Below are 20215 nucleotides of genomic sequence, written 5' to 3'. Positions count from 1 at the left end.
GAAGCAAATCCACCTCAGAAGTGGTGGGCCGTGAAGGATTCGAACCTTCGACCAATTGGTTAAAAGCCAACTGCTCTACCAACTGAGCTAACGGCCCTTTCTGGTATTGCTTTTCTGAATTCATTTGCCTTGAAGCAAATCCACCTCAGAAGTGGTGGGCCGTGAAGGATTCGAACCTTCGACCAATTGGTTAAAAGCCAACTGCTCTACCAACTGAGCTAACGGCCCTTTCTGGTATTGCTAGTATCTTTAACGCTTAATTTAGATTAACCAAATAATTCGTTTAGATACCCCCGAAAGACGGTGTCTCTCTGAGGGCGCCTATAATACCTTTTTCATTTGCTCATGCAAGCGCAAATCAATCATTTTTTATCGTTTGCATGAAAAACAGCCTAAGAGATTGTTTTTTGAATAAATCGTCATCAAAGTGCTGAAAGTTGCTGCTGTGCAATACGCGCCGCTGCACTGTTGGCATATTCCTTAACAACTTTTTGATAATAGGCTTTCGCTTTTGCTTTATCGCCAGTCTTCTCTGAAATCATTCCCAGCTTGACTAAACTCTCGCCGCGCTTACCGGAATCTTTGAATTTATCAACGACGGTTGTAAACGCTTTAGCCGCGCTAACAAACTCACTCTTATTATAGAGTAGCTGACCTAACCAGTAATTAGCATTAGGAGCATAGCTAGAATTTGGATATTTTTCTATAAACTGGGCAAATGCTGGAATAGCAGCTTCGTACTTTTTCTCTTTCAGCACTAAATTTACAGCTTGCTCATAACTGGCAGTCTCGCCCAAGCTTGAACTTGCAGTCGGAGAACTATTACTGCTTGCTACCATAGGTACCGCAGGCTTACTTGAGATATTAGCAATATCTTCATAAAGCTGACGTTGCCTTTGCAGCATCTGCTCAATTTGATAAGACTGTTGCTCACTTAATCCACGCAAGTCGAGGACTTCTTGTTGCAAAGTTTCTAAACGTTGCTGCATAGCAAATTCAGTTTGCTGTTTAGCTTTTACAATTCGCTCTAGACGAGCCACTCTGTCGTCTGAAGAGCCACCAGCAACATCCTCAACTGGTGCAGGTGCAGCATGAGCTGCACTCGCAAGGATGATTGCCGCTGATATCACGGCGTATTTCATAGGGTAAACCTTTTACCTAAAATTAATATACAAGCACTGCACGACGGTTTGTAGCAAAACCATCATCTGTACGAGTAAGATCCATTGGCTTTTCTTCGCCATAGCTAACAATACTCATCTGGCTAGGCTGAACACCCATGCCTTGCAGGTACTTTGCAACGGCTTTAGCACGACGTTCGCCTAGTGCAATATTATACTCAGGCGTGCCGCGCTCATCTGCATGGCCTTCAATCATCACTCGAACATTTGGATGTTCAACAAGATAATCACCATGGGCTTCTAACACTTCAGCAAATTGCTGAGAAACTGAACTGCGATCAAAATCAAAATAGATGATGTGTTCTTTTCTTAGTTCTTGAAACTTTAGTTGCTGCTGTTCTTGTGGTGTTAATACTGGCGCTACACCGCCTGTTTCTACACCATTGTTAGCAGATTCACTTGTTGATGTTCCAGTAGAACTAGTTGCATCTGTTTCAGACTCAGAAGTCGAGCTACAGGCACTGATAGCCATAATAGGAAGTACGACTAACATGGCTTTAAATAGCTTATTCAGATCCATTTTAAAATCCTTAATCTTTATAGTTAGAGAAATGGTGACCAAGAAGGTGATTTAACTTCACCTTGACCGGCTGGTAGTCTGGCTTTAAATCGTCCATCCATAGAAACCGCCGCCAAGACTTGTTTACCTTGGTATGTTGTTCCGTAAATAACCATAGTACCGTTGGGTGCTAGGCTTGGGGATTCGTCGAGTCGTGTACTCGTCAAAACTTGCATAAATCGTGTTTCAAGATCCATTCTTGCAATATTGTATTTACCGTTGGTACGATTCACAAAAATAATACTGCGTCCATCGGGTGCAATTGAACCACCTAGGTTCCACTCACCTTCAAACGTTAATCGAGAAATCTTACCTGAATCCAAAAAGACTCTGTATAGCTGAGGGCGTCCGCCACGCTCTGAAGTGAGTAGCAATGACTTACCGTCTGGAAACCAAGAAGGCTCGGTATCAATGGCGTAATGATTGGTGACTCGCTTTAGTGCACTCGTTGCAATATCAACCACATAAATATCAGGCTGACCATCTTTTGAAAGCGTTACGGCCAGCTTTTTCCCATCAGGCGAGAACACTGGTGCACCATTAATACCGTTAAAACTGGTGACTTTTTTACGCGCCTGAGTATAAATATTTTGCACGAACACTTCAGCTTTACGGTTCTCAAAGCTTACATAGGCTAGTTCCTGCCCATCAGGGGACCATGAAGGTGACATCAATGGCTCTGGTGAACGTAACAACATCTGCTCGTTATAGCCATCATAATCGGAGATCATCAACTGATAAGGAGATTTTTCGCCATGTTTGACAACGACATAAGCAATACGTGTTAAGAATGCGCCGCGAATACCCGTCAACTTCTCGTAAACAACATCACTAATACGATGCCCATACTGTCTAAACTGTTCCGCGCTGATCACGGTTTCGCGACTATCAATCACTAACTCTTTTGCAGATTGTGGGCCCATATCGGATTGTAATTGCGCTTTTACCAAGTCGATTAGCTCAAAACTCACCAGGTATTTATCAGCGCCATAAGGCTTGACGGATCCCATGACGACCGCTTCAGCAGGTTGTGCCATCCAAGCTTTAGCATCAAATTGCGCCAACGTACTGATATTTCGCTGTGGCAAGCTCAATTCATCTGATGGGCTGAATGTGCCACTACGTGCTAAATCTGACATAACAATATCAGAGATCTGTGACGGCATCGGGCCAGTACCTTGCCAAACAAAAGGAATAACGGCTATAGGTCTTGCAGCATCAACCCCTTCGGTAATAACGATATCTAATGCCGCTTTAGCAGGCATGCAACAAATTAGCAGGCTTACCAGTAACCATTTCCCAAAAATCTTCATGTGACTCCTTTAATCAAACTCGGGTTGAACTGTTAAATTAATTTCTTTTAGCTTGTTATATACATCAGGCTCATTCGACACCGGCAAACGGCCAGCTTTGTTGATTGCCGCCTTAGTGGCTCGGCATACAACGCTATCTCCGTCCAAAATCCTACTTGCAGTAACAAAACCATCATTGGCTAAACGAATAAAGACTTTGCAGCTTTTCCCTCGCATAGATTCATCAACCACTAAATTGCGCTGAATCGTCGCTCTAATCATTGAGGTATAACGCTGAACTTCACTCGTGACCTGTTTATTACGCGTTTGCGACAGCGCCACCTGCTCTGCAGCCAATGCATCTTGCATCATCTGTTCTTGTTCTCGTCGCGCTTGCTCTTCTGCTTTACGTTTACGCTCTGCTTCCGCTTTACGCTTACGTTCATCTTCTGCTTTTTTAGCCTTGGCTTCTTCCGCTTTACGCTTATCAGCCGCTTTTCTTGCGGCATCTTCAGAGGCTTTACGTTCCTTATCTTTTTGCTTACGATCAGCTTCAGCCTTTACCGCTTTCTCGTTTTCTTGTTTCTGCTTTAACTTGGCGGCTTTGGCGGCGTCATTAGCATTTTTTGTTTCAATCTCTTTTTGCTTACGTTGCTTCTCTAATTTTTTAATTTGTGCTTGTTCGCGCTCGCGCTCTTTTCTGGCATCACGTACGCGCTTATCCGCATTATCTTGACGCGCTTTCTCTTTACGTTCAGCTTCACGCTTCTGGGCTTTTAACTTTTCAACATGCTCGGCCACTTTTCGCTGATCAATCACCACTGCCTGCACTGCCGGGGCACTGGCTTGAGGCTGGGGTTTAGGTTTTTCGGAAAAATCTATCCCTAAGGCTAGAACAACTATCACGCCAATATGAATCCCAGCTGAAATTGATACTGGAAGGGTTAAATCAGATTTAGTCGCCACTACTTATCCTCCGGCGAATCGGTCATCAAACCAACAGACGGTACGCCAGCCCCTTGCAGTGTCACCATCAATTGGATCACTTTTTCATAAGCAATGCTGCGGTCAGCTTTAACAACAACGGGACGTTCGGGCTCTAATTGAATAATCGCGCCAATTCGAGTAGCAACCTCTTCAAGTTCAAGTACCTCTTTGGTGCTCGAGCTGCCTATATCCAAGTAGTACTCGCCCATAGCGTCGATTGACGCAACGATTGGCGGCTTACTGTCTGCGGGTAAAGACTCAGCAGCACCTTGGGGCAGATCAACCTTAACTCCTTGAGTTACAATCGGGGCTGTCACCATAAAAATAATCAATAGTACCAACATCACATCGATATAGGGCACCACGTTAATTTCAGCGACTGGACGACGGCGCTTCCTTTGGTAGCCTTGTTGCATTATGCCTGTTCCTTCTCACTGTATGCTTGGCGATGCAAAATGCTGGAGAACTCTTCCATAAAGTTGGCGTAAGACATTTCAATCTTATCCACTTGAGTTGAGAAGCGGTTATACGCAATAACAGCAGGAATAGCGGCAAACAGACCCATTGCGGTGGCAATCAACGCTTCTGCAATACCTGGCGCAACCATGGCAAGCGTGGCATTTTCAACCGCACCAAGGGCGATAAAGGAGTTCATGATCCCCCAAACCGTACCAAACAGTCCAATATAAGGGCTAGTTGAGCCTATGGTTGCTAGTAGAGGTAAATGAGTTTCGAGTTTTTCCATTTCACGAGAAAGAGATACTCGCATAGCACGGTAGCTGCCATCCATAATCGCTTCAGGTACTCGTCCGTTTAATTTGCTCAAACGGGAGTACTCTTTAAAGCCAGTAACAAACAATGCTTCAAGACCTACATTCCGGTCCTGCCGAGCTGAAAGCTCTTGATAGAGTTTATTAAGATCAACACCTGACCAAAATTTATCTTCAAATTTTAGCGCTTCGCTTTTTGTGGCCGTCAATAATTTTCGGCGTTGAATAATCACTGCCCATGAGGCAATAGACAGACTAAGCAAGGTCAACATAACAAATTTAACTAAAAGACTTGCTTGTAAAAATAATCCAATAAAAGAAATATCAGCTTCCACCGTTAAACTCCTGGGCAATATTTTGGGGAATGGCTCGGGGTCTCATACGCGATAATGCGACACAGGCAACTAAGATTTCAGCCGCGCAATACGTAACGCCCTGTTCATCAATTAAACGCTGTTTAAACACCAACGACGCTTTCTTAAGTTGTATGACCTCGGTTTCGACCATAAGGTTCTGTTCAAAGCGCGCAGCTTTACAAAAATCCAGTGCGGCACGCTTTACAACAAAGGCTATATCGTCGGCAAGTAGTGCAGTTTGACTCACACCCATCGCCCTTAACCATTCAGTTCGTGCACGCTCAAAAAAATTTAAATAATTTGCGTGATAAACCACGCCACCAGCATCAGTATCTTCGTAATAAACGGAAATAGGCCAACGAAACATATAATGATATCGCCATTTAATGAGATAAAATAAGAGGACTACTATACCTAGCCAATATGCAATTGTGAATGGCGATATGTGATAACCCAACCGCTTCTTCATAAAATTTTGTTAATAATCTTAACGAATTATTACATCCATACCCAAACGACTTAAAAAGGCGCGTTGCAGAGATGTTGCGCCAGTTCAATTCACGGCGCATTGGCCGTAGGCAAGGTGATTCCTTATTAAGCGAATGCTACAACGAGGTGGCCTTGGCTATCGTTTTCAGGCAAAAGAAAGGGAAGCCTGAGCTTCCCTTTTTAATCAACTTAAATTAACACTTACTGCGCTATTTTTGCAGGCACATTTAACCCAAAGTTATGCCATAAAAAACTGTAGATATCAGCAAACTCGTCAATTTTCATTGCGGTAGGCTTACCTGCGCCGTGGCCCGCTTTAGACTCTATTCGCATGATCACTGGCGCATCGCCTTGTTGTTTCTCTTGCAGCATGGCACCAAACTTAAAGCTATGCAGTGGTACAACTCGATCATCATGATCTGCAGTCATCACCATAGTGGCTGGATAAGACTGTGCTGTTACATTGTGATATGGCGAATAAGCATAAAGTGCAGGGAATTGTTCAGCGTTATCGGCACTGCCATATTCACTGGTCCAAGCCCAGCCAATAGTGAACTTTTGGAAACGTAACATATCCAGCACACCTACCGCTGGCAGCACTGCAGCAAAAAGCTCTGGACGCTGAGTTAATGCCGCGCCCATCAACAAACCACCATTGCTACGACCGTAAGCACCAAGCTTAGTACTATTGGTATACTTCTCACTGATCAAGTATTCGGCCGCGGCGTAATAATCGTCAAATACATTCTGCTTTTTGTCGAACATGCCTGCTTGGTGCCAGCTTTCACCGTATTCAGCGCCACCACGAAGGTTAGGCACCGCATAAACACCGCCCATATCCATCCAAGCTATATTGGCAGGACTAAAGCGCGGGGTGAGTGAAATAGCAAACCCACCATAGGCATAAAGCAAGGTTGGATTGTTGCCGTCTTTCTTAATCCCTTTCTTGTATGAGATCATCATTGGTACTTTTGTACCGTCTTTACTGGTATAAAAAACTTGCTCTGATGTGTAATCTTCAGGGTCAAATGAGACAGTAGGCTTTGAATAAAGTATCGACTTACCCGTTTTAAAATCAAACTTATAGGTGGTTTGCGGTTGAGTGTAACTATTAAAGACATAGTAGAAATAATCTTTACTACGTTTACCATAAGGCCCCGCTATCTTGCCTTTCCCCGGTAAAGCGACATCTTGGCGCTTGTCGCCATTCATGCTGTAAATCGTTAATTTACCCAGAACGTCATGCAGGTAGCTCACAACAATGTGATCATTAACGATTGCAATATTACTTATTGGATCTTTAAGCTCAGGAATAATCGTTTTCCAATTATCCTTGCTGCTTTTATTCACATCAATGGCAATCACTTTGCCGTTTGGCGCGTGATAATCGGTCTTAAAGTAGAACGTCGATTTATCATTACCAATAAAGCTGTATTCCGCCTCCAAGTCTGGAATAAGTTCAACCACCTCGGCTTGCGGCTCTTTTAATGACTTATAAAAAAATCGATTACGACTGTCTGTCCCCTGAGAGATATAAAGCAGCAGGTAATCACCTTTATCTGTCACTTCAATCCCAAAACCCCAATCTTTATTTTGTGGTCTTTCATATACCAAGGTGTCTTCTGCCTGACTGCTGCCTATTTTATGAAAATACACTTTCTGATTAAAGTTAACATCGGCGAGCGCATTCCCCCCTTTGGGAGCATCATAGCGGGCATAATAGACACCACTGTTATCGCTATTCCACACGGCACTTGAGAACTTAATCCAATCTAACTGATCCGTTAACTTGGCTCCTGTAGCAATATCCACAAAGTGCCATGCTTGCCAATCAGAGCCTGACTTAGAAACACCGTACGCTAGCGTTTTACCATCATCACTTACCGATGTCCCCGACAGCGCAATTGTGCCATCAGATGAAAAAGTATTTGGGTCTAACAAAACCTTCTCGTTACCCGTTACATCTTTCACAAATAAAACCGACTGCGCTTGCAGGCCATTATTACGATAGTAAAAGGTATTGCTACCCTTTTCGTTTGGCGCAGAGATCTTCTCAAAATTCCACAGTTCAGTAATACGATCAACAATAGCTTGTTTGTTCTCAATCGCGCCTAAGTAAGCTTTACCGTCTTGTTGCTGTTGTTTCACCCATTGATGGGTTTTATCTGACTCGACTTCTAAATAGCGGTAAGGATCGGCAACCTGAACACCATGAATGGTTTCAATGACACTGTCTTGCCCCCCAATAACCGTTTTTGCTTGTGACTCTTCAACAGATTGAGATTGGCAGCCGACGATGGCTATCCCTAACCCTATAGCCAATAACTGTCTTTTGGCCAATATAAAATTAATTCGCATTATTTGTATCCCTGATTCACTGATCCGTAGTTTCACACAACTAAAATAGGCCAGCTTTTTTATTAGGTTGGCATAAATAGCCATTTTCAAGATGCACTATACAAACTAAAAAAAATCAGCGCAAAAGTTTGTTAACGCCTTAGCTGACCTTATGCCACTCTTTATTCATTAGCAATCTTGCAACATAGATTAATTACATATTATGTTAAGTTATGCACTAAACGTGATTAAGCACTCAAAAACAGCACTTAAGCCACTAGAATTACCATTTCAACATTTCTCAACCATTAGCAAAACTAATGATTAGGTTTAATTATTCTAGTTTGTCAGTTTACTTATCTCGCTCTATAATTTACCTCGTTTTCAGGAAGTGTCTGCCTAGCAGATTTGAAAACAAAGAACTCTAAACTTTGGTGGTTATCCACGGAAGTTACATCCCTGGTTCTTAGCTTGACTTCCTTCCTTCAATTTGTTGATTGCAAATCAAATATTTTTGCAGCCCGTTTGCTAATGCAAGCGGGCTTTTTTTTATCTTATTTTTACCAAAGCCTAAATCACAAAAAAGCCCTGCAATACATACAGGGCCTATCATTGTAGCTTGGATCAGCGAAGCGCTTAGAGCGGCTTACTTATTCTAATCACTACTCTGCGGTTTCTTGCGCGCTCATTAATAGTCAGGTTTGATGCCACATGTCTGCGCTCACCATGACCCACTGTGTGAATACGACTTTGTGGTATACCACTAGCAACAAACAAATCTTTAACGGAGTCAGCACGCTGCACCGATACCTTTTCATTTGCACTGCGTCCACCATAGCTATCGGTGTAAGCATCGATTAAGACTAGATCAACATTTTGATCATAAGCTAAATACTCTTGTACCTTTCTAATTTGTGATTTAGCGTAACGCGTTAACTCAGTGCCGCCAGACTCGTAAGTTAGCACCGTAAAAGCAATATCTTCAAAAGAGTATGGTAGTAATGTCGATAAGCACGATTTAAATTGCGCGTATTGCCGTCTAAAGTTTACCGCAGACAAACCCACTGCAATTTTATTGGTCTCGTTATACCAATCAGCATAATAAAACGTGGGTTGCATACCGCTCTCAAGTTCGGCCAACATTGACCATGCAGCATTGCGTGGTACTTCCCCACTAAAGTACTTTTGATAGGTCAGCTCAGTGATCTCTTTTGATACCACTCCAGGTCGCCATGCCGGCGCCATACTCATTAATGTTGCCTGGGTAACTTGATCAGGTTTAACCCACATATCCAGCGTAAAGTTCAGATTATGATTTTTACCAGCAATGCTAGTAAATACTGCTTTACCATAGGCAGGAATATCGTGCTCAAGACGGCACATTACCGGATTATTGCCGCTCACACGCCACTGTGACTCTTCTAATGAAGCGACATATTGCTTTAAATCAGCACTGGCAAAAAATGGTAAGCATATTAATGTTGCAAAAAGAACGCTAAGCCGCATAAAACTACCCTCTATAATTGAGTCACTACAGTCTATCGGCACAAAATTATCTTTCTTTAGCGTATAAAATGACCAAACGCACATGACAGTCATTATCAGTTGCCCCATAATAGGCACCTGCTAACTTTTTGGAAAATTTAATGACTGACACTTTCGACCCCAACAAATTGAAAAACCGCTTTAGAGGATATTTTCCAGTGGTTATCGATGTTGAAACAGCCGGGTTCAATTCAAAGACCGACGCGCTATTAGAAATTGCAGTCACTATGTTAAAGATGGATGACGACGGCGTAATAGGATTAGATAAGACGCTGCATTATCACATTGAGCCGTTTGAAGGATCTAACCTAGAACCCGAAGCGTTGGCATTCAACGGTATTGACCCCACTAACCCGCTTCGCGGCGCCGTAAGTGAAAAAGAAGCCTTTTTAGAGATTTTTAAAGAAGTCAAAAAGGCTCAAAAAGCATCAGGATGTCATCGCAGTATTATTGTTGCCCATAATGCCGCATTCGATCATGGTTTTGTTAGCCAAGCCATCGAGCGTAATGGTCTAAAACGTACGCCTTTCCATCCTTTTGCCACATTTGACACCGCCGCACTCGCAGGCCTTGCCATCGGCCAAACGGTACTGGCAAAAGCCTGCGCCATGGCGGGTATTCCGTTTGATAATAAAGAAGCGCACTCAGCGTTATATGACACCGAACGCACAGCAGAACTGTTCTGTTTAATCGTCAACCGTTGGAAGTCTCTAGGCGGCTGGCCATATATTGCCGATGAAACAGCATCAGATTCGGAAGTTGAAGTTGAATCAGAAGCTGAGTCTAAGCCTGAGTCATAGAGTCAGCTTTCACCGCTAAATTAAAAAGCCGCAAATAATGCGGTTTTTTTATGGCTTGGATTTGAGTTTGGACTAAAAACATAGAATTGCTATCACCGAGGGCTTTCAGAAAACTGTCCCATATTGTGTTCTTGGCAATAGCTCCAACTCACTCTTAGAAAGAAGTAAGCTAACAACAGAACAAAGTTTACTCTGATCCTGAGGGAGCCCCACGAATTTAGTAGGATGTTTGTGGTCTTATGGCTTAATGAATCTGTACACCGATATGAGGGGAAACTAATCAGGCTCTTATGCCACATATTAAATTCCCAAGCTATTAGTACTGTTAAAGGTGAATTTTCCGGTCTTAAAACGGGTATCTCAGTTTGATAAAAAATGAACAGGATAAATTGAAGAGTCTAGTAAGTTTATCGCTAGTATCAAAAGCAACTTATGACCCGTACAGCTCACTTCACTTCTTGCAGGTAATTCTGAATTAATGGGAAGCAAAACTCTCTAAACCACCTATGCTCAGGGTCATTTTGGTATTTCGCATGCCATAGCAGATAGTAATCATGGGTATCGAGAGAAAAAGGCAAAGGTTGCTCTGCTAATTCAAAGAAGTGACCGTATTCGTTAAGAATATGCCTAGGTAAAGTCATCACCGCCTCGGTTGAAACAATAACCTTCATCGCTGAGAAAAATGACGCTTCTTGAGTTAATATTTTTCTCTCTATTCCACTCTCAAACAGCACTTCATCAACTTGTAGCTTTATATCAGTGATGCTGTTGACCAATACATGTTTGGCGTTACCATAACGCTTAAGAGTCAGCTTGCCATCAGCTAATGGATTACCTCTTGCCATAACAACGACGTACGAATCATTAAATAGCTTTTTACCGTAAATACTTTCCGGTATTTGGTCTGCAAGAGTGGCGACTAAATCCACCTTTTGCATATCATCACCGGCCAAACTCCCCGTTTGCCATAAGCAACTATCAACGCTGACATTAGGCGATACTTCACTTAATCTACCGCAAACCATCGCGCTAATAGATGAGGACAGGAATGAGGTATAAGCAACTTTAAACTGTCGACTGGATTCAGAGGGGTTGAATTGTTTCTTAATGTAAAACGAATCGAGGGATTCAAGCGTATTAGGCAAGGCTAGTAATAACTCTTCTCCTCGTTGACTCAAGATGAAGTGCTTGCCATCTCGGATCAAAATGGGATCATCAAATGCCTCCCTTATTTTGGTCAAGGTTCTACTCATGGCTGACTGAGTCACATTAAGCTCATGCGCTGACTCAGTCAAATTACGAGTCTGTAGCAGTGAAAGTAATGGCCGTAATAGTTTATAGTTATTCATCGATTCATCCCTGAATATGCTAGCGGGTGATGGCAGCTATAATGCTTTTTTCATCCACACATCACAACCGTTATGTACGCTCTGAGCTAATGGCTGCGAAAGATGCTCAAAGCCTAGTTTCTCATAGAGGCGAACAGCCGATGTCATATTAGATAACGTATCTAAATAGCACGCTTTAAAGCCCTTCGTCTTGGCATATTGAAGACACTGCTCTGTTAGTTGTTTACCTAAACCTAGGCCCCGGCTCTCTTCCAGTAGGAATAGCTTCTTAAGCTCGCAAGTCGTCAAGCTTCCGTTAAGCGGCGCAACACCGCAACCGCCAACCACTTTTCCATTTAATTTCGCCACTAAATAGAGACTATTATTATCATCCCCATAGTGTTGGCTCATTGCCAAGACTTCTGGATCTGATGGCCCATAACCTTCTCCGACAGCGCCAAACTCTTCACCGACTTGCTTTATGACCTGACAAAGTAATTCATCATCTACTGGTGTTGCTGCGACTAATTTAACTGACATTACATTCCCCTCTGACTGATCTATTACCATGATAATATTTGATATTTATTCATTTCATTCACCTTTAGGCCATGTTTATGCCTCTCTAACTTCAATATAAAGCAAATATGATAAGAATATAAAATCATATTAGGTCATACCATGCATGACTTTTAGTGATAGCAGGAGGAACGAGAACCTATGAGCATGACTAAAAGTCATAATATGAATGATATATATCAATTTATCATCACATTTAAAGCCGAGTAAAGTGATCGTAACCCAATCATAAACAACAAGGCACCCATCATGAAAATGATAAATATACTGCTCAGTATGGCTTTGCTTTTAACCTGTACAACTGTTTTTATCGCAATGGTTAATAGTCATCATGCACTGACAGAAGTCTCGCCAGAACTGATACTAAGCCCACAAGAAGCAATAAGAGCTGATAGCAATTACCCGAACGAGCTAGAGAGCAGAATAGAAAGGCTACTGGTTTCTAAAACCATGATAGAGGCCTGGAAACGTGGCAGGACAACTAAGCACTAAACACTTTTGGCTTCCGGAAAAATGCCCAGAGATAATCCTAATTAAATATGTATTCAATTCAAAGTCTCTTAGAGCTTTCAATCGGCCAAACAGTAATGGCAAAAACCTTTTCCATGGCAGGTATTTAGTTTGACAATAGAGCAGCACATTCGGCGTTATATGACACAGAGCCCACCGCAGAGCTGTTCTGTTTAATCGTCAACCTTTCGAAGTCTCTAGGCGACTGGCCAAATATTGCTGATGAAACAGCTTCAGATTCGGAAGTTGAAGTTGAAGTTGAAGTTGAAGTTGAAGCACAGCCTAAATAATACTTTTGCTTGTCATCACTAATTTAGAAATCCACTAATTAGTCGGCTTTTTACGACTTAGCTTTGGATGTGTCGAGTTATGCTTTTCACTCATAGCTGCCGATAACTTAGCCTGTACTAACAATATAGTTAGCCCATAATAATAGGCCTACGCTAACTGATTGTAGATCCTCTGTGCAATCGAGGAGTACGGGTAATAATGTCACTGTGGGTTTGAAACCTAAACACGTTTATGGACATAGATGCGTTAAAGCGAATGCTTAATAAGCAGCGACTGAACAGCTTTTAAACACTTACACAATTGGCGTGTGAAATTCCAGCAGGAACACTTGGTAGGCTATGTTTTATAAGGGCATAACCGTTTTTATGATATATCCTTACGCACCATTTTTGCCTGACGATCCCGTTGACAGGTTTTGAGTTCACCGCTCACCGATAAAGAAGTCCGTTATGTTTTACACCGAAAACCCAGCCGTTCGATACCCGAAAGGGAATTTTGCCATGTGGAGCGTTTATAGCTTTACAGGGGCATCCATCATCGCCTCAATCGTGTTCTCTATGTTGTTATTTTTATCCATCGATGATGATCCATTTATGCAAGTTATGTTTGGCTCACTTGCAGTGATTTTTGAGTTGGGTAAATTCTTTGCTTGGTATGAAGTGGGCGAACGTCAAGCTCGACGAAACTATAGTGGGATGATATTGGCCTTGGTCTTCTATGCTGTACTGGCCGTCATCTCGATCGGTGGTTCAGTGGGAGGAATAAACAGTGCCACTAACAAGGCTCAGGAGCATGCTAATGTTCATCAAAGCAAAGTAAACGCTTACAACATGCAGATTGACTCGATAGATAAGCAGATCGAGCTTAATAACGTCGCGGCTGAGAAATACATTCAGATGGAACTTATTGCAACCGGGGTTATGCGTATTCAAAAAGAGAACGATAAACTTCGGAGCGAACAGCTGCAATTAGCGATGGAGCGAGACAGCTTGCCGCTGATAAGCCAAGGCTCGGTCATTGGCTTGATCGATAGCCTGGCCAACGCCTTGAATGTATCGACTCAGACAGCTCAATTAAGCTTAGTGATTTTTCTCTCTGTCCTCCTCGATTTCTTTGCTGCATTCTTCGTCGGATTAATAGGGGAAGAAAATCGATTCAAATACCAGTTCCGCCACACCAAGCCTATCACCATCGATGCATTCTCTATTCAGGAGCTGAAGGATCCGGACCTTCTCAGTAATTTCGAACCACATCAAGCCAGTTCGATACACTATTCTAGTGAAGTTGAAGACGTTAGCGCTGCGCCTAATATGTCAAAAAGCGCTTATGAAATGGCTCTTGATGCTTTAACTGCAAATCAGGTCAATTGCAGTAAGCGCGCGGTCAGTAAATACCTCAATATCTCTACAGATGAAGTGGATCAGATATTTAGCCGATTGTTTAATGAGGGTATTGTGAGTAAAAAACCCAATAATCACTTTCAATGGCATGGTGTGTAGCAGCTCGGTATATAGTTCCTGATGGCTATCAGCATTTCATCAGATGTCGTGAGGGACTATGACCTCTGGGGAATCCTATCTTATCTAATTGTTATTACTTGCATCACATATGTTCATCCAAGGGCAATAGATGTCCCTGATATAGCCTATTAGTGTTCGAATATCGTTAAGCATTTTTTGCCTCTGGACATGTCTAGCTGATAATCGATGAAGTTAAGCGGGGACAAATACTCTCAGGTCTTAAATCACAGTAAGTAAGGCAAGGCTGCCAAGAGATTAGAGATAGGAATGACACTTGTAGTGATTTTACGGGAGAGGCTTATATTCTCGAGGTGAGGATAGTAGCGGGTTAGCTCATAGAAAAAGGGGTTAAATAGGCGTAGTATTTCATTCCTGTTTTTTTATGGTGTATCTCTTATGGAACTCTTTTTTGCCTCCGATCTTCATGGCTGCTTCGATAGCACTCAGAAAATGATCGCCGCATTTGAACAAAGCGACGCCAAACACCTGATATTATTAGGGGATATATTGAACCCCGGCCCTAGAAATACTGTGCCTGCAGGCTATGCGCCGATCAAGGTGGCAGATTTACTGAATGGTTACGGTGATAGAATCATCGCCGTAAGAGGAAACTGCGACAGTGAAGTCGATCAGGTTCTGCTCGATTTCCCCATCATGTCTGACTATAACCTTGTGCTGCTTCCTAATGGTCGGCGTCTTTTTTTGACTCATGGTCATCTCTATAACATTGCTCACCATCCACGATTGTGTCGTGGCGATATCATCGTTTCTGGTCATACTCATGTTCCCGTTGCTGCACAACATGATGACCTTATCGAGTTTAACCCAGGTTCTGTCACCATGCCTCGTGGCGGTCACGCTGCCAGTTATGGCGTACTCCACAACAACACCTTATCAGTGAAGAGCTTTGACGGTTCGCTGCTTTGCTCGTTAACTTATGATGAATAACGTCTTAAATAGATTGGGAACTGACTGTTAGCCAGCTTATCGGTTGGGGCATTCGAATTGATTAATTTTATACCCATTCTACTTGAAGATGCAGGGTTCAGTGGGAGTTTAATGGGCTTTAATCAAGGCATTGATTGCCACTAATGGTCGTTCCCTTGGTAAAATTAATAACACAGAGTAAAGCCCATTAAAACCCATCGCAGAAGGCGTTGTGCAAGCTCACTTCGTTGTTGCACCAACTTAAAAGGGAATAACCATTTCTTCGTTAACGCGCCTAGAATTGAACTAGCACAACGACTCTGAAACGAGCATCTTCAAGTAAGATGGGTATATACGATGAGTAAGTGTATTCATAAAGAATGATTGTCCAACATTAGCGGCCAGTTTTTAACTGGCCCTTTGGCCATACTTTTTCACGCTATTCCCTCATTAAAGAATCATCCCGCCGATGACAAACCCCAATCCTACAGAGGTCGATATGGTGACTAATCCAGGGATAAGAAATGGATGGTTAAAGACCATATTTCCGATACGCGTCGAACCGGTATCATCCATCTGCACCGCGGCTAACAATGTCGGATAAGTGGGTAATACAAACAAGGCACTCACGGCAGCAAATGAGGCGATAGCGGTTATGGGAGCCACGCCAATGGCTAAGGCAGCTGGCATCAGTGCAGTTGTCGTCGCCCCTTGTGAATAGAGCAGCATCGAGGCAAAAAACAGGGTAACGGCAAGCATCCACGGATACTGATTAAGCACATCAGCTGAGAGTGCTTTAATGTCGTCAATATGGCTAGACACGAAGGTGTCTCCCAGCCAAGCAACACCTAACACACAGATACAGGCGCTCATTCCCGATTTAAAGGTCGCAGCATTAGCAATCTCAGAGGCGTCTATTTTGGTGAATGTCACAATCGCGGTTGCCGCCGTAAGCATAAACACCATGATCGCTTCATTGCGGCCCAGAGATGGGTTTGGAATAAGATTGACCGTGTCAGAGATCAAAGTGGCATAAACAATGACACCGACAATGGCAGTGATAAAAATATAGGTGGCAAGTTTGGCCGTCGGGAGAATATCTCTTTGAGTTTGACCCTTTAGTTTAACTAACCCTTTTTGAAGACGTTCCTGATAAACCGGATCATCTTTCAACTCACACCCTAAAAAATTTGAGACAAAAGCCCCGGCCATACAGGCGATGAAAGTGGTGGGAATACAGATTGCCAGCAGAGTCAGATACCCCACACCAAGAGGCTCTAAAATCCCGGAAAAAAATACCACTGCAGCCGATATCGGCGAAGCTGTAATGGCGATCTGTGAAGCGACAACCGAGATCCCAAGGGGTCTCGATGGTCTTATACCTTGCTCTTTAGCCACCTCTGCGATAACTGGCAGTGTTGAAAATGCCGTATGCCCGGTGCCTGCCAGCAGGGTCATAAAATAGGTCACGATAGGCGCGTAGAAAGTGATACGTTTAGGGTTCTTGCGCAGGAAGGTCTCTGATAGATCAACTAGCCACTCTAGACCGCCGGCGACTTGCATCGCGGCAATGGCCGCGATTACCGACATAATGATGAGAATCACATCTACCGGAATGTGTCCCGTGTCGACGCCCAGAAATAACGAGAGCACCAAAACGCCGGCTCCGCCTGCCAAACCAATACCGATGCCACCGATCCGAGCACCAAGATAGATAAACGCGAGGACTACGAACAATTCAACAAAAACCATAAATAACCTTAATATGAAGCGATGGAACAAACCATCCCTAGCTGGATAAGGATGCTTTGAAAACGTTCAGGTGAAGCTTATTAGGAGTTTTGGTACTGCTTTTCCCTGGGAAGAAGATTTTACTATCGTTATTGCTTATGTAGTGATGTTTAATTCACTAATTGTTAAAGCTGTGAGTCTGCTCACGTGAGCGCTGTCTACGGTCGGGGGGAACGCACACTTATCCACTACCCATGGCACTCATGCCGATAGCTATTAGGAAAAATGATTGCGCATCAGAGTCGAGGAAGCAGTAATGCCGAGACGGATAATGAACTATAAACACACCACCATCCGCAGTGCATGCTATTCCCGCAATCGGTATTATTGATGTCGGGAACATCATTGACCATGCCATCGCGGCATTCGCGAATCCATTCATATCAGAAGAGTAGTCTTTTTCTCGACTCTTTACTAAAGAATGGGCAAAGCGCCACGACCTTTCTTTTGATCAAAGTAAAAGCGCTGCTTGCGAGCCTAATGCACGAATGTATTAGCAACAAACCGCAGACACAAAAAAGCCGCGAAAAACGCGGCTTTCAATCAACAACAGTAAAGCAGAAGCTTATAGCTTGTCTGCATTATCGCTTAGGTAAGAAGCAACACCTTCTGTCGTTGCGTCCATGCCCTTGTCGCCTTTTTCCCAACCAGCTGGACAAACATCACCATGCTCTTCGTGGAATTGAAGTGCATCGACCATACGCAGCATTTCATCAACGTTACGACCTAATGGAAGATCGTTAACCACTTGGTGACGAACTTGACCTTCTTTGTCAATTAGGAAAGAACCACGGAATGCAACACCGGCTTCTGGATGCTCAACATCGTATGCTTTACAGATCTCGTGCTTAACGTCTGCAACCAAAGTGTACTGAACTTGGCCAATACCGCCTTTGTCGATCGGAGTGTTGCGCCATGCGTTATGAGTAAACTGAGAATCGATAGAAACACCGATAACTTCAACGCCACGTTTTTTGAACTCGTCCATACGGTGATCGAAAGCGATCAACTCTGAAGGACATACAAATGTAAAGTCTAGTGGGTAGAAGAATAAGACGGTTGGCTTACCCTTGATTGCTTCAGACAAGTTAAAGGTATCTACAATTTCACCATTACCAAGTACCGCAGCTGCAGTAAAATCAGGAGCCGGACGGCCTACTAATACACTCATTTTATTTCTCCATCTATGGATTGCTAAAAACGCGGGTTCGTTTTAAATCTAAAGGCATTATAGGCAGTGTTTTACGACACACAAGCTATTTGAGATCAATATCACCTTTTTAAATCATTATCGTGTTAACTGCGCAATATGCCGTCAGCATACCCTTATTCGCGGTGATGATATTTACACTTTGTGCGCAATTATAGCTACAGTGATCTAACAACTCACATTGAAATCAATATATAGCACGCTGGTACTGGACATCAACGCTGTTAACAGGCAAAAATAGCCACAACTTTAAATATAAGAAAAAGATTAACCATATTATGAACGCTGTCGTCATTGCCGTTTGCTTAATGCTGGGCTTAAGCCTTGCACGAGTAAATGTAGTTATCGCTCTTACCATTAGCGCACTCGTTGCAGGCTTAGTGGGCGGGATGGGGTTACAACAAACCGTTGATGCCTTTAATACCGGTCTAGGCGGAGGCGCTCAAATTGCTCTGAGCTATGCACTGCTTGGCGCTTTCGCAGTAGCCTTATCTCATTCTGGGCTAACCACACTTATCTCTCGTAAGATGATTGGTGCTTTAGGTAAGGAACAGTCTAGCCAGAACATCAAAAAAGTCCGTTGGGCGCTGCTATTCGCCATTTTGACGATGGCAATATCATCACAGAATATTTTGCCTATTCATATCGCCTTCATTCCTATTTTGATCCCGCCTTTATTACACTTGATGTCCAAGCTGTCGCTCGATAGACGTTTAGTTGCTTGTGTATTAACCTTTGGCTTAGTAACCACCTATATGATATTACCTGTGGGTTTTGGCGGTATTTTCCTCAACGATATATTGCTAGCAAACCTTAATAATAATGGCTTAGACGCCGTTCGCTCTCAGATCCCACAGGCAATGTTACTCCCCGCTTTAGGCATGATTACTGGTCTATTGATTGCCGTTTTTATCACTTACAGAAAACCAAGAGAATATAAAGAGGAGTTAATCCTCATTGCAGAGCCAGAGGAAGGGGTCAATAAGCGTAATATCGCCATCGCGATGATTGCGATTATCGCCACACTTGTCACTCAGCTCTATACCGGTTCAATGATTTTTGGTGCACTCATCGGCTTTATCATTTTTAGCTTCTCAGGTGCACTTAAACATGTTGCCGACCAAGATGTATTTAACCAAGGCGTGCGCATGATGGCCAATATCGGCTTTATCATGATCTCTGCCGCAGGTTTTGCTGCAGTGGTTAAAGAAACGGGCGATGTCAGTACTTTAGTGACCTCTCTTAGCGATATTATCGGTGATAACAAAGCACTGGCTGCCTTCTTAATGTTACTGGTGGGACTGTTTATTACCATGGGGATCGGCTCTTCTTTCTCAACAATTCCGATTATTGCCACAATATACGTGCCGTTAGCACTTACTTTTGGTTTCTCTGTTGCCGCAACGATTGCCCTCGTAGGCACTGCAGCGGCGCTTGGTGATGCTGGTTCACCCGCGTCTGATTCAACCTTAGGCCCGACGGCAGGTCTGAATGCCGATGGACAGCACGACCATATTAGAGACAGTGTTATTCCTACATTTATTCATTACAACATTCCGTTGTTAGTGTTTGGTTGGATTGCAGCGATGGTGCTCTAGTCAAAAAAACGCCTAACAAAAAGGGAGCCAATGGCTTAATGCCGATCAGTTAGTCAATATTTGATCGGTTGACCGATCTTCTCAGCATGCGAAAATCCGAATGTATTCCTTACATTCGGATTTTTTATGGACGTATCTCAAGCAC

Annotated in this window: 19 protein-coding genes, 2 tRNA genes and 1 pseudogene; 6 read left to right on the top strand and 16 right to left on the bottom strand. The window is 43.2% G+C overall.

Going from position 1 to position 20215, the window contains the following annotated elements; all coding sequences use genetic code 11:
• Positions 1–21: 21 nt before the first annotated feature.
• The 11 genes from L2729_RS20790 to L2729_RS20740 all read right to left on the bottom strand — a co-directional run bounded on the left by L2729_RS20790 (position 22) and on the right by L2729_RS20740 (position 9477).
• A tRNA-Lys gene (locus tag L2729_RS20790) sits at positions 22–97 on the bottom strand.
• Between the two features lie 55 nt (positions 98–152).
• A tRNA-Lys gene (locus L2729_RS20785) sits at positions 153–228 on the bottom strand.
• Between the two features lie 194 nt (positions 229–422).
• Positions 423–1142 carry a tol-pal system protein YbgF gene (gene ybgF, locus L2729_RS20780; RefSeq protein WP_248989977.1) on the bottom strand — a complete coding sequence of 240 codons (720 nt, stop codon included), beginning with the start codon at positions 1140–1142 and terminating at the stop codon, positions 423–425.
• A 22-nt stretch (positions 1143–1164) separates the two neighbouring features.
• Positions 1165–1701 carry a peptidoglycan-associated lipoprotein Pal gene (gene pal / locus L2729_RS20775; RefSeq protein WP_248989976.1) on the bottom strand — a complete coding sequence of 179 codons (537 nt, stop codon included), beginning with the start codon at positions 1699–1701 and terminating at the stop codon, positions 1165–1167.
• Positions 1702–1724: 23 nt separating this feature from the next.
• The gene (gene tolB / locus L2729_RS20770) at positions 1725–3053 is read right to left on the bottom strand and encodes a Tol-Pal system beta propeller repeat protein TolB (protein ID WP_248989975.1); all 1329 of its coding nucleotides are present in this window, start codon (positions 3051–3053) and stop codon (positions 1725–1727) included.
• 9 nt (positions 3054–3062) lie between these two features.
• Positions 3063–3998, bottom strand: coding sequence for a cell envelope integrity protein TolA (tolA, locus tag L2729_RS20765; protein WP_248989974.1), 936 nt, complete (start codon positions 3996–3998; stop codon positions 3063–3065).
• Positions 3998–4435 (bottom strand): protein TolR, encoded by a 438-nt coding sequence (tolR, locus tag L2729_RS20760; protein WP_248989973.1) that lies wholly within the window; start codon positions 4433–4435, stop codon positions 3998–4000. The genes tolA and tolR overlap by 1 nt, the downstream gene beginning before the upstream one ends.
• The gene (gene tolQ, locus L2729_RS20755; RefSeq protein ID WP_248989972.1) at positions 4435–5124 is read right to left on the bottom strand and encodes a protein TolQ; all 690 of its coding nucleotides are present in this window, start codon (positions 5122–5124) and stop codon (positions 4435–4437) included. Before tolQ ends, tolR begins: the two co-directional genes overlap by 1 nt.
• A complete protein-coding gene (gene ybgC / locus L2729_RS20750; protein WP_248989971.1) occupies positions 5114–5512 on the bottom strand; it encodes a tol-pal system-associated acyl-CoA thioesterase in 399 nt (132 codons plus the stop codon). Before ybgC ends, tolQ begins: the two co-directional genes overlap by 11 nt.
• 323 nt (positions 5513–5835) lie before the next feature.
• On the bottom strand, positions 5836–7992 hold the full coding sequence (locus L2729_RS20745; RefSeq protein WP_248989970.1) for a prolyl oligopeptidase family serine peptidase: 2157 nt from the start codon (positions 7990–7992) through the stop codon (positions 5836–5838).
• Positions 7993–8607: 615 nt separating this feature from the next.
• Complete coding sequence (locus tag L2729_RS20740) at positions 8608–9477, bottom strand: flagellar protein MotY (protein WP_248989978.1); 870 nt, start codon at positions 9475–9477, stop codon at positions 8608–8610.
• A 140-nt stretch (positions 9478–9617) separates the two neighbouring features.
• Between L2729_RS20740 and rnt the strand changes: the two genes are divergently transcribed.
• A complete protein-coding gene (gene rnt, locus L2729_RS20735) occupies positions 9618–10316 on the top strand; it encodes a ribonuclease T (protein WP_248989969.1) in 699 nt (232 codons plus the stop codon).
• Positions 10317–10762: 446 nt separating this feature from the next.
• Here rnt and L2729_RS20730 read toward each other — a convergent pair whose 3' ends face one another.
• Together L2729_RS20730 and L2729_RS20725 are read right to left on the bottom strand one after the other, a co-directional pair.
• A complete protein-coding gene (locus tag L2729_RS20730; protein WP_248989968.1) occupies positions 10763–11665 on the bottom strand; it encodes a LysR family transcriptional regulator in 903 nt (300 codons plus the stop codon).
• A 36-nt stretch (positions 11666–11701) separates the two neighbouring features.
• A complete protein-coding gene (locus L2729_RS20725; protein WP_248989967.1) occupies positions 11702–12184 on the bottom strand; it encodes a GNAT family N-acetyltransferase in 483 nt (160 codons plus the stop codon).
• Between the two features lie 288 nt (positions 12185–12472).
• On the opposite strand from L2729_RS20725, the gene L2729_RS20720 reads away from it, so the two are divergent.
• The 4 genes and pseudogenes from L2729_RS20720 (at position 12473) to yfcE (ending at position 15492) form a co-directional block, all read left to right on the top strand.
• Positions 12473–12715: a hypothetical protein gene (locus L2729_RS20720; protein ID WP_248989966.1), complete on the top strand. Its 243-nt coding sequence runs from the start codon at positions 12473–12475 to the stop codon at positions 12713–12715.
• A gap of 50 nt (positions 12716–12765) precedes the next feature.
• Positions 12766–13023: pseudogene (locus tag L2729_RS20715) on the top strand (ribonuclease T); the annotation flags it as partial.
• 450 nt (positions 13024–13473) lie between these two features.
• Positions 13474–14523: a Preprotein translocase subunit SecY gene (locus L2729_RS20710; RefSeq protein ID WP_248989965.1), complete on the top strand. Its 1050-nt coding sequence runs from the start codon at positions 13474–13476 to the stop codon at positions 14521–14523.
• Between the two features lie 417 nt (positions 14524–14940).
• On the top strand, positions 14941–15492 hold the full coding sequence (yfcE, locus tag L2729_RS20705; protein WP_248989964.1) for a phosphodiesterase: 552 nt from the start codon (positions 14941–14943) through the stop codon (positions 15490–15492).
• Between the two features lie 429 nt (positions 15493–15921).
• Here yfcE and L2729_RS20700 read toward each other — a convergent pair whose 3' ends face one another.
• The 3 genes from L2729_RS20700 to L2729_RS20690 form a co-directional block, all read right to left on the bottom strand.
• Positions 15922–17223, bottom strand: a complete 1302-nt coding sequence (locus tag L2729_RS20700) for an anaerobic C4-dicarboxylate transporter (RefSeq protein ID WP_248989963.1) — start codon at positions 17221–17223, stop codon at positions 15922–15924.
• A 220-nt stretch (positions 17224–17443) separates the two neighbouring features.
• A complete protein-coding gene (locus L2729_RS20695) occupies positions 17444–17644 on the bottom strand; it encodes a hypothetical protein (protein WP_248989962.1) in 201 nt (66 codons plus the stop codon).
• Positions 17645–17827: 183 nt separating this feature from the next.
• Positions 17828–18433, bottom strand: a complete 606-nt coding sequence (locus L2729_RS20690; RefSeq protein ID WP_101089687.1) for a peroxiredoxin — start codon at positions 18431–18433, stop codon at positions 17828–17830.
• A 317-nt stretch (positions 18434–18750) separates the two neighbouring features.
• On the opposite strand from L2729_RS20690, the gene L2729_RS20685 reads away from it, so the two are divergent.
• Positions 18751–20070: a Na+/H+ antiporter family protein gene (locus tag L2729_RS20685; RefSeq protein ID WP_248989961.1), complete on the top strand. Its 1320-nt coding sequence runs from the start codon at positions 18751–18753 to the stop codon at positions 20068–20070.
• The last annotated feature ends 145 nt before the right edge of the window (positions 20071–20215 follow it).

Source organism: Shewanella gelidimarina (assembly GCF_023283945.1).
In the GTDB taxonomy this organism is placed as follows: Bacteria; Pseudomonadota; Gammaproteobacteria; order Enterobacterales; family Shewanellaceae; genus Shewanella; species Shewanella gelidimarina.
The sequence above is the reverse complement of the archived record's forward strand: the minus strand, read 5'-3'. Positions and strand labels throughout refer to the sequence as shown.

Coding starts and splice junctions, on each gene's coding strand:
- rnt (WP_248989969.1), top strand. CDS start 9,618: ATGACTGACACTTTCGACCCCAACAAATTGAAAAACCGCTTTAGAGGA.
- ybgC (WP_248989971.1), bottom strand. CDS start 5,512: ATGTTTCGTTGGCCTATTTCCGTTTATTACGAAGATACTGATGCTGGT.
- L2729_RS20710 (WP_248989965.1), top strand. CDS start 13,474: ATGTTTTACACCGAAAACCCAGCCGTTCGATACCCGAAAGGGAATTTT.
- L2729_RS20685 (WP_248989961.1), top strand. CDS start 18,751: ATGAACGCTGTCGTCATTGCCGTTTGCTTAATGCTGGGCTTAAGCCTT.
- tolR (WP_248989973.1), bottom strand. CDS start 4,435: ATGCAACAAGGCTACCAAAGGAAGCGCCGTCGTCCAGTCGCTGAAATT.
- L2729_RS20690 (WP_101089687.1), bottom strand. CDS start 18,433: ATGAGTGTATTAGTAGGCCGTCCGGCTCCTGATTTTACTGCAGCTGCG.
- pal (WP_248989976.1), bottom strand. CDS start 1,701: ATGGATCTGAATAAGCTATTTAAAGCCATGTTAGTCGTACTTCCTATT.
- L2729_RS20700 (WP_248989963.1), bottom strand. CDS start 17,223: ATGGTTTTTGTTGAATTGTTCGTAGTCCTCGCGTTTATCTATCTTGGT.
- L2729_RS20725 (WP_248989967.1), bottom strand. CDS start 12,184: ATGTCAGTTAAATTAGTCGCAGCAACACCAGTAGATGATGAATTACTT.
- yfcE (WP_248989964.1), top strand. CDS start 14,941: ATGGAACTCTTTTTTGCCTCCGATCTTCATGGCTGCTTCGATAGCACT.
- L2729_RS20745 (WP_248989970.1), bottom strand. CDS start 7,992: ATGCGAATTAATTTTATATTGGCCAAAAGACAGTTATTGGCTATAGGG.
- L2729_RS20720 (WP_248989966.1), top strand. CDS start 12,473: ATGAAAATGATAAATATACTGCTCAGTATGGCTTTGCTTTTAACCTGT.
- L2729_RS20695 (WP_248989962.1), bottom strand. CDS start 17,644: ATGAATGGATTCGCGAATGCCGCGATGGCATGGTCAATGATGTTCCCG.
- tolB (WP_248989975.1), bottom strand. CDS start 3,053: ATGAAGATTTTTGGGAAATGGTTACTGGTAAGCCTGCTAATTTGTTGC.
- ybgF (WP_248989977.1), bottom strand. CDS start 1,142: ATGAAATACGCCGTGATATCAGCGGCAATCATCCTTGCGAGTGCAGCT.
- L2729_RS20740 (WP_248989978.1), bottom strand. CDS start 9,477: ATGCGGCTTAGCGTTCTTTTTGCAACATTAATATGCTTACCATTTTTT.
- L2729_RS20730 (WP_248989968.1), bottom strand. CDS start 11,665: ATGAATAACTATAAACTATTACGGCCATTACTTTCACTGCTACAGACT.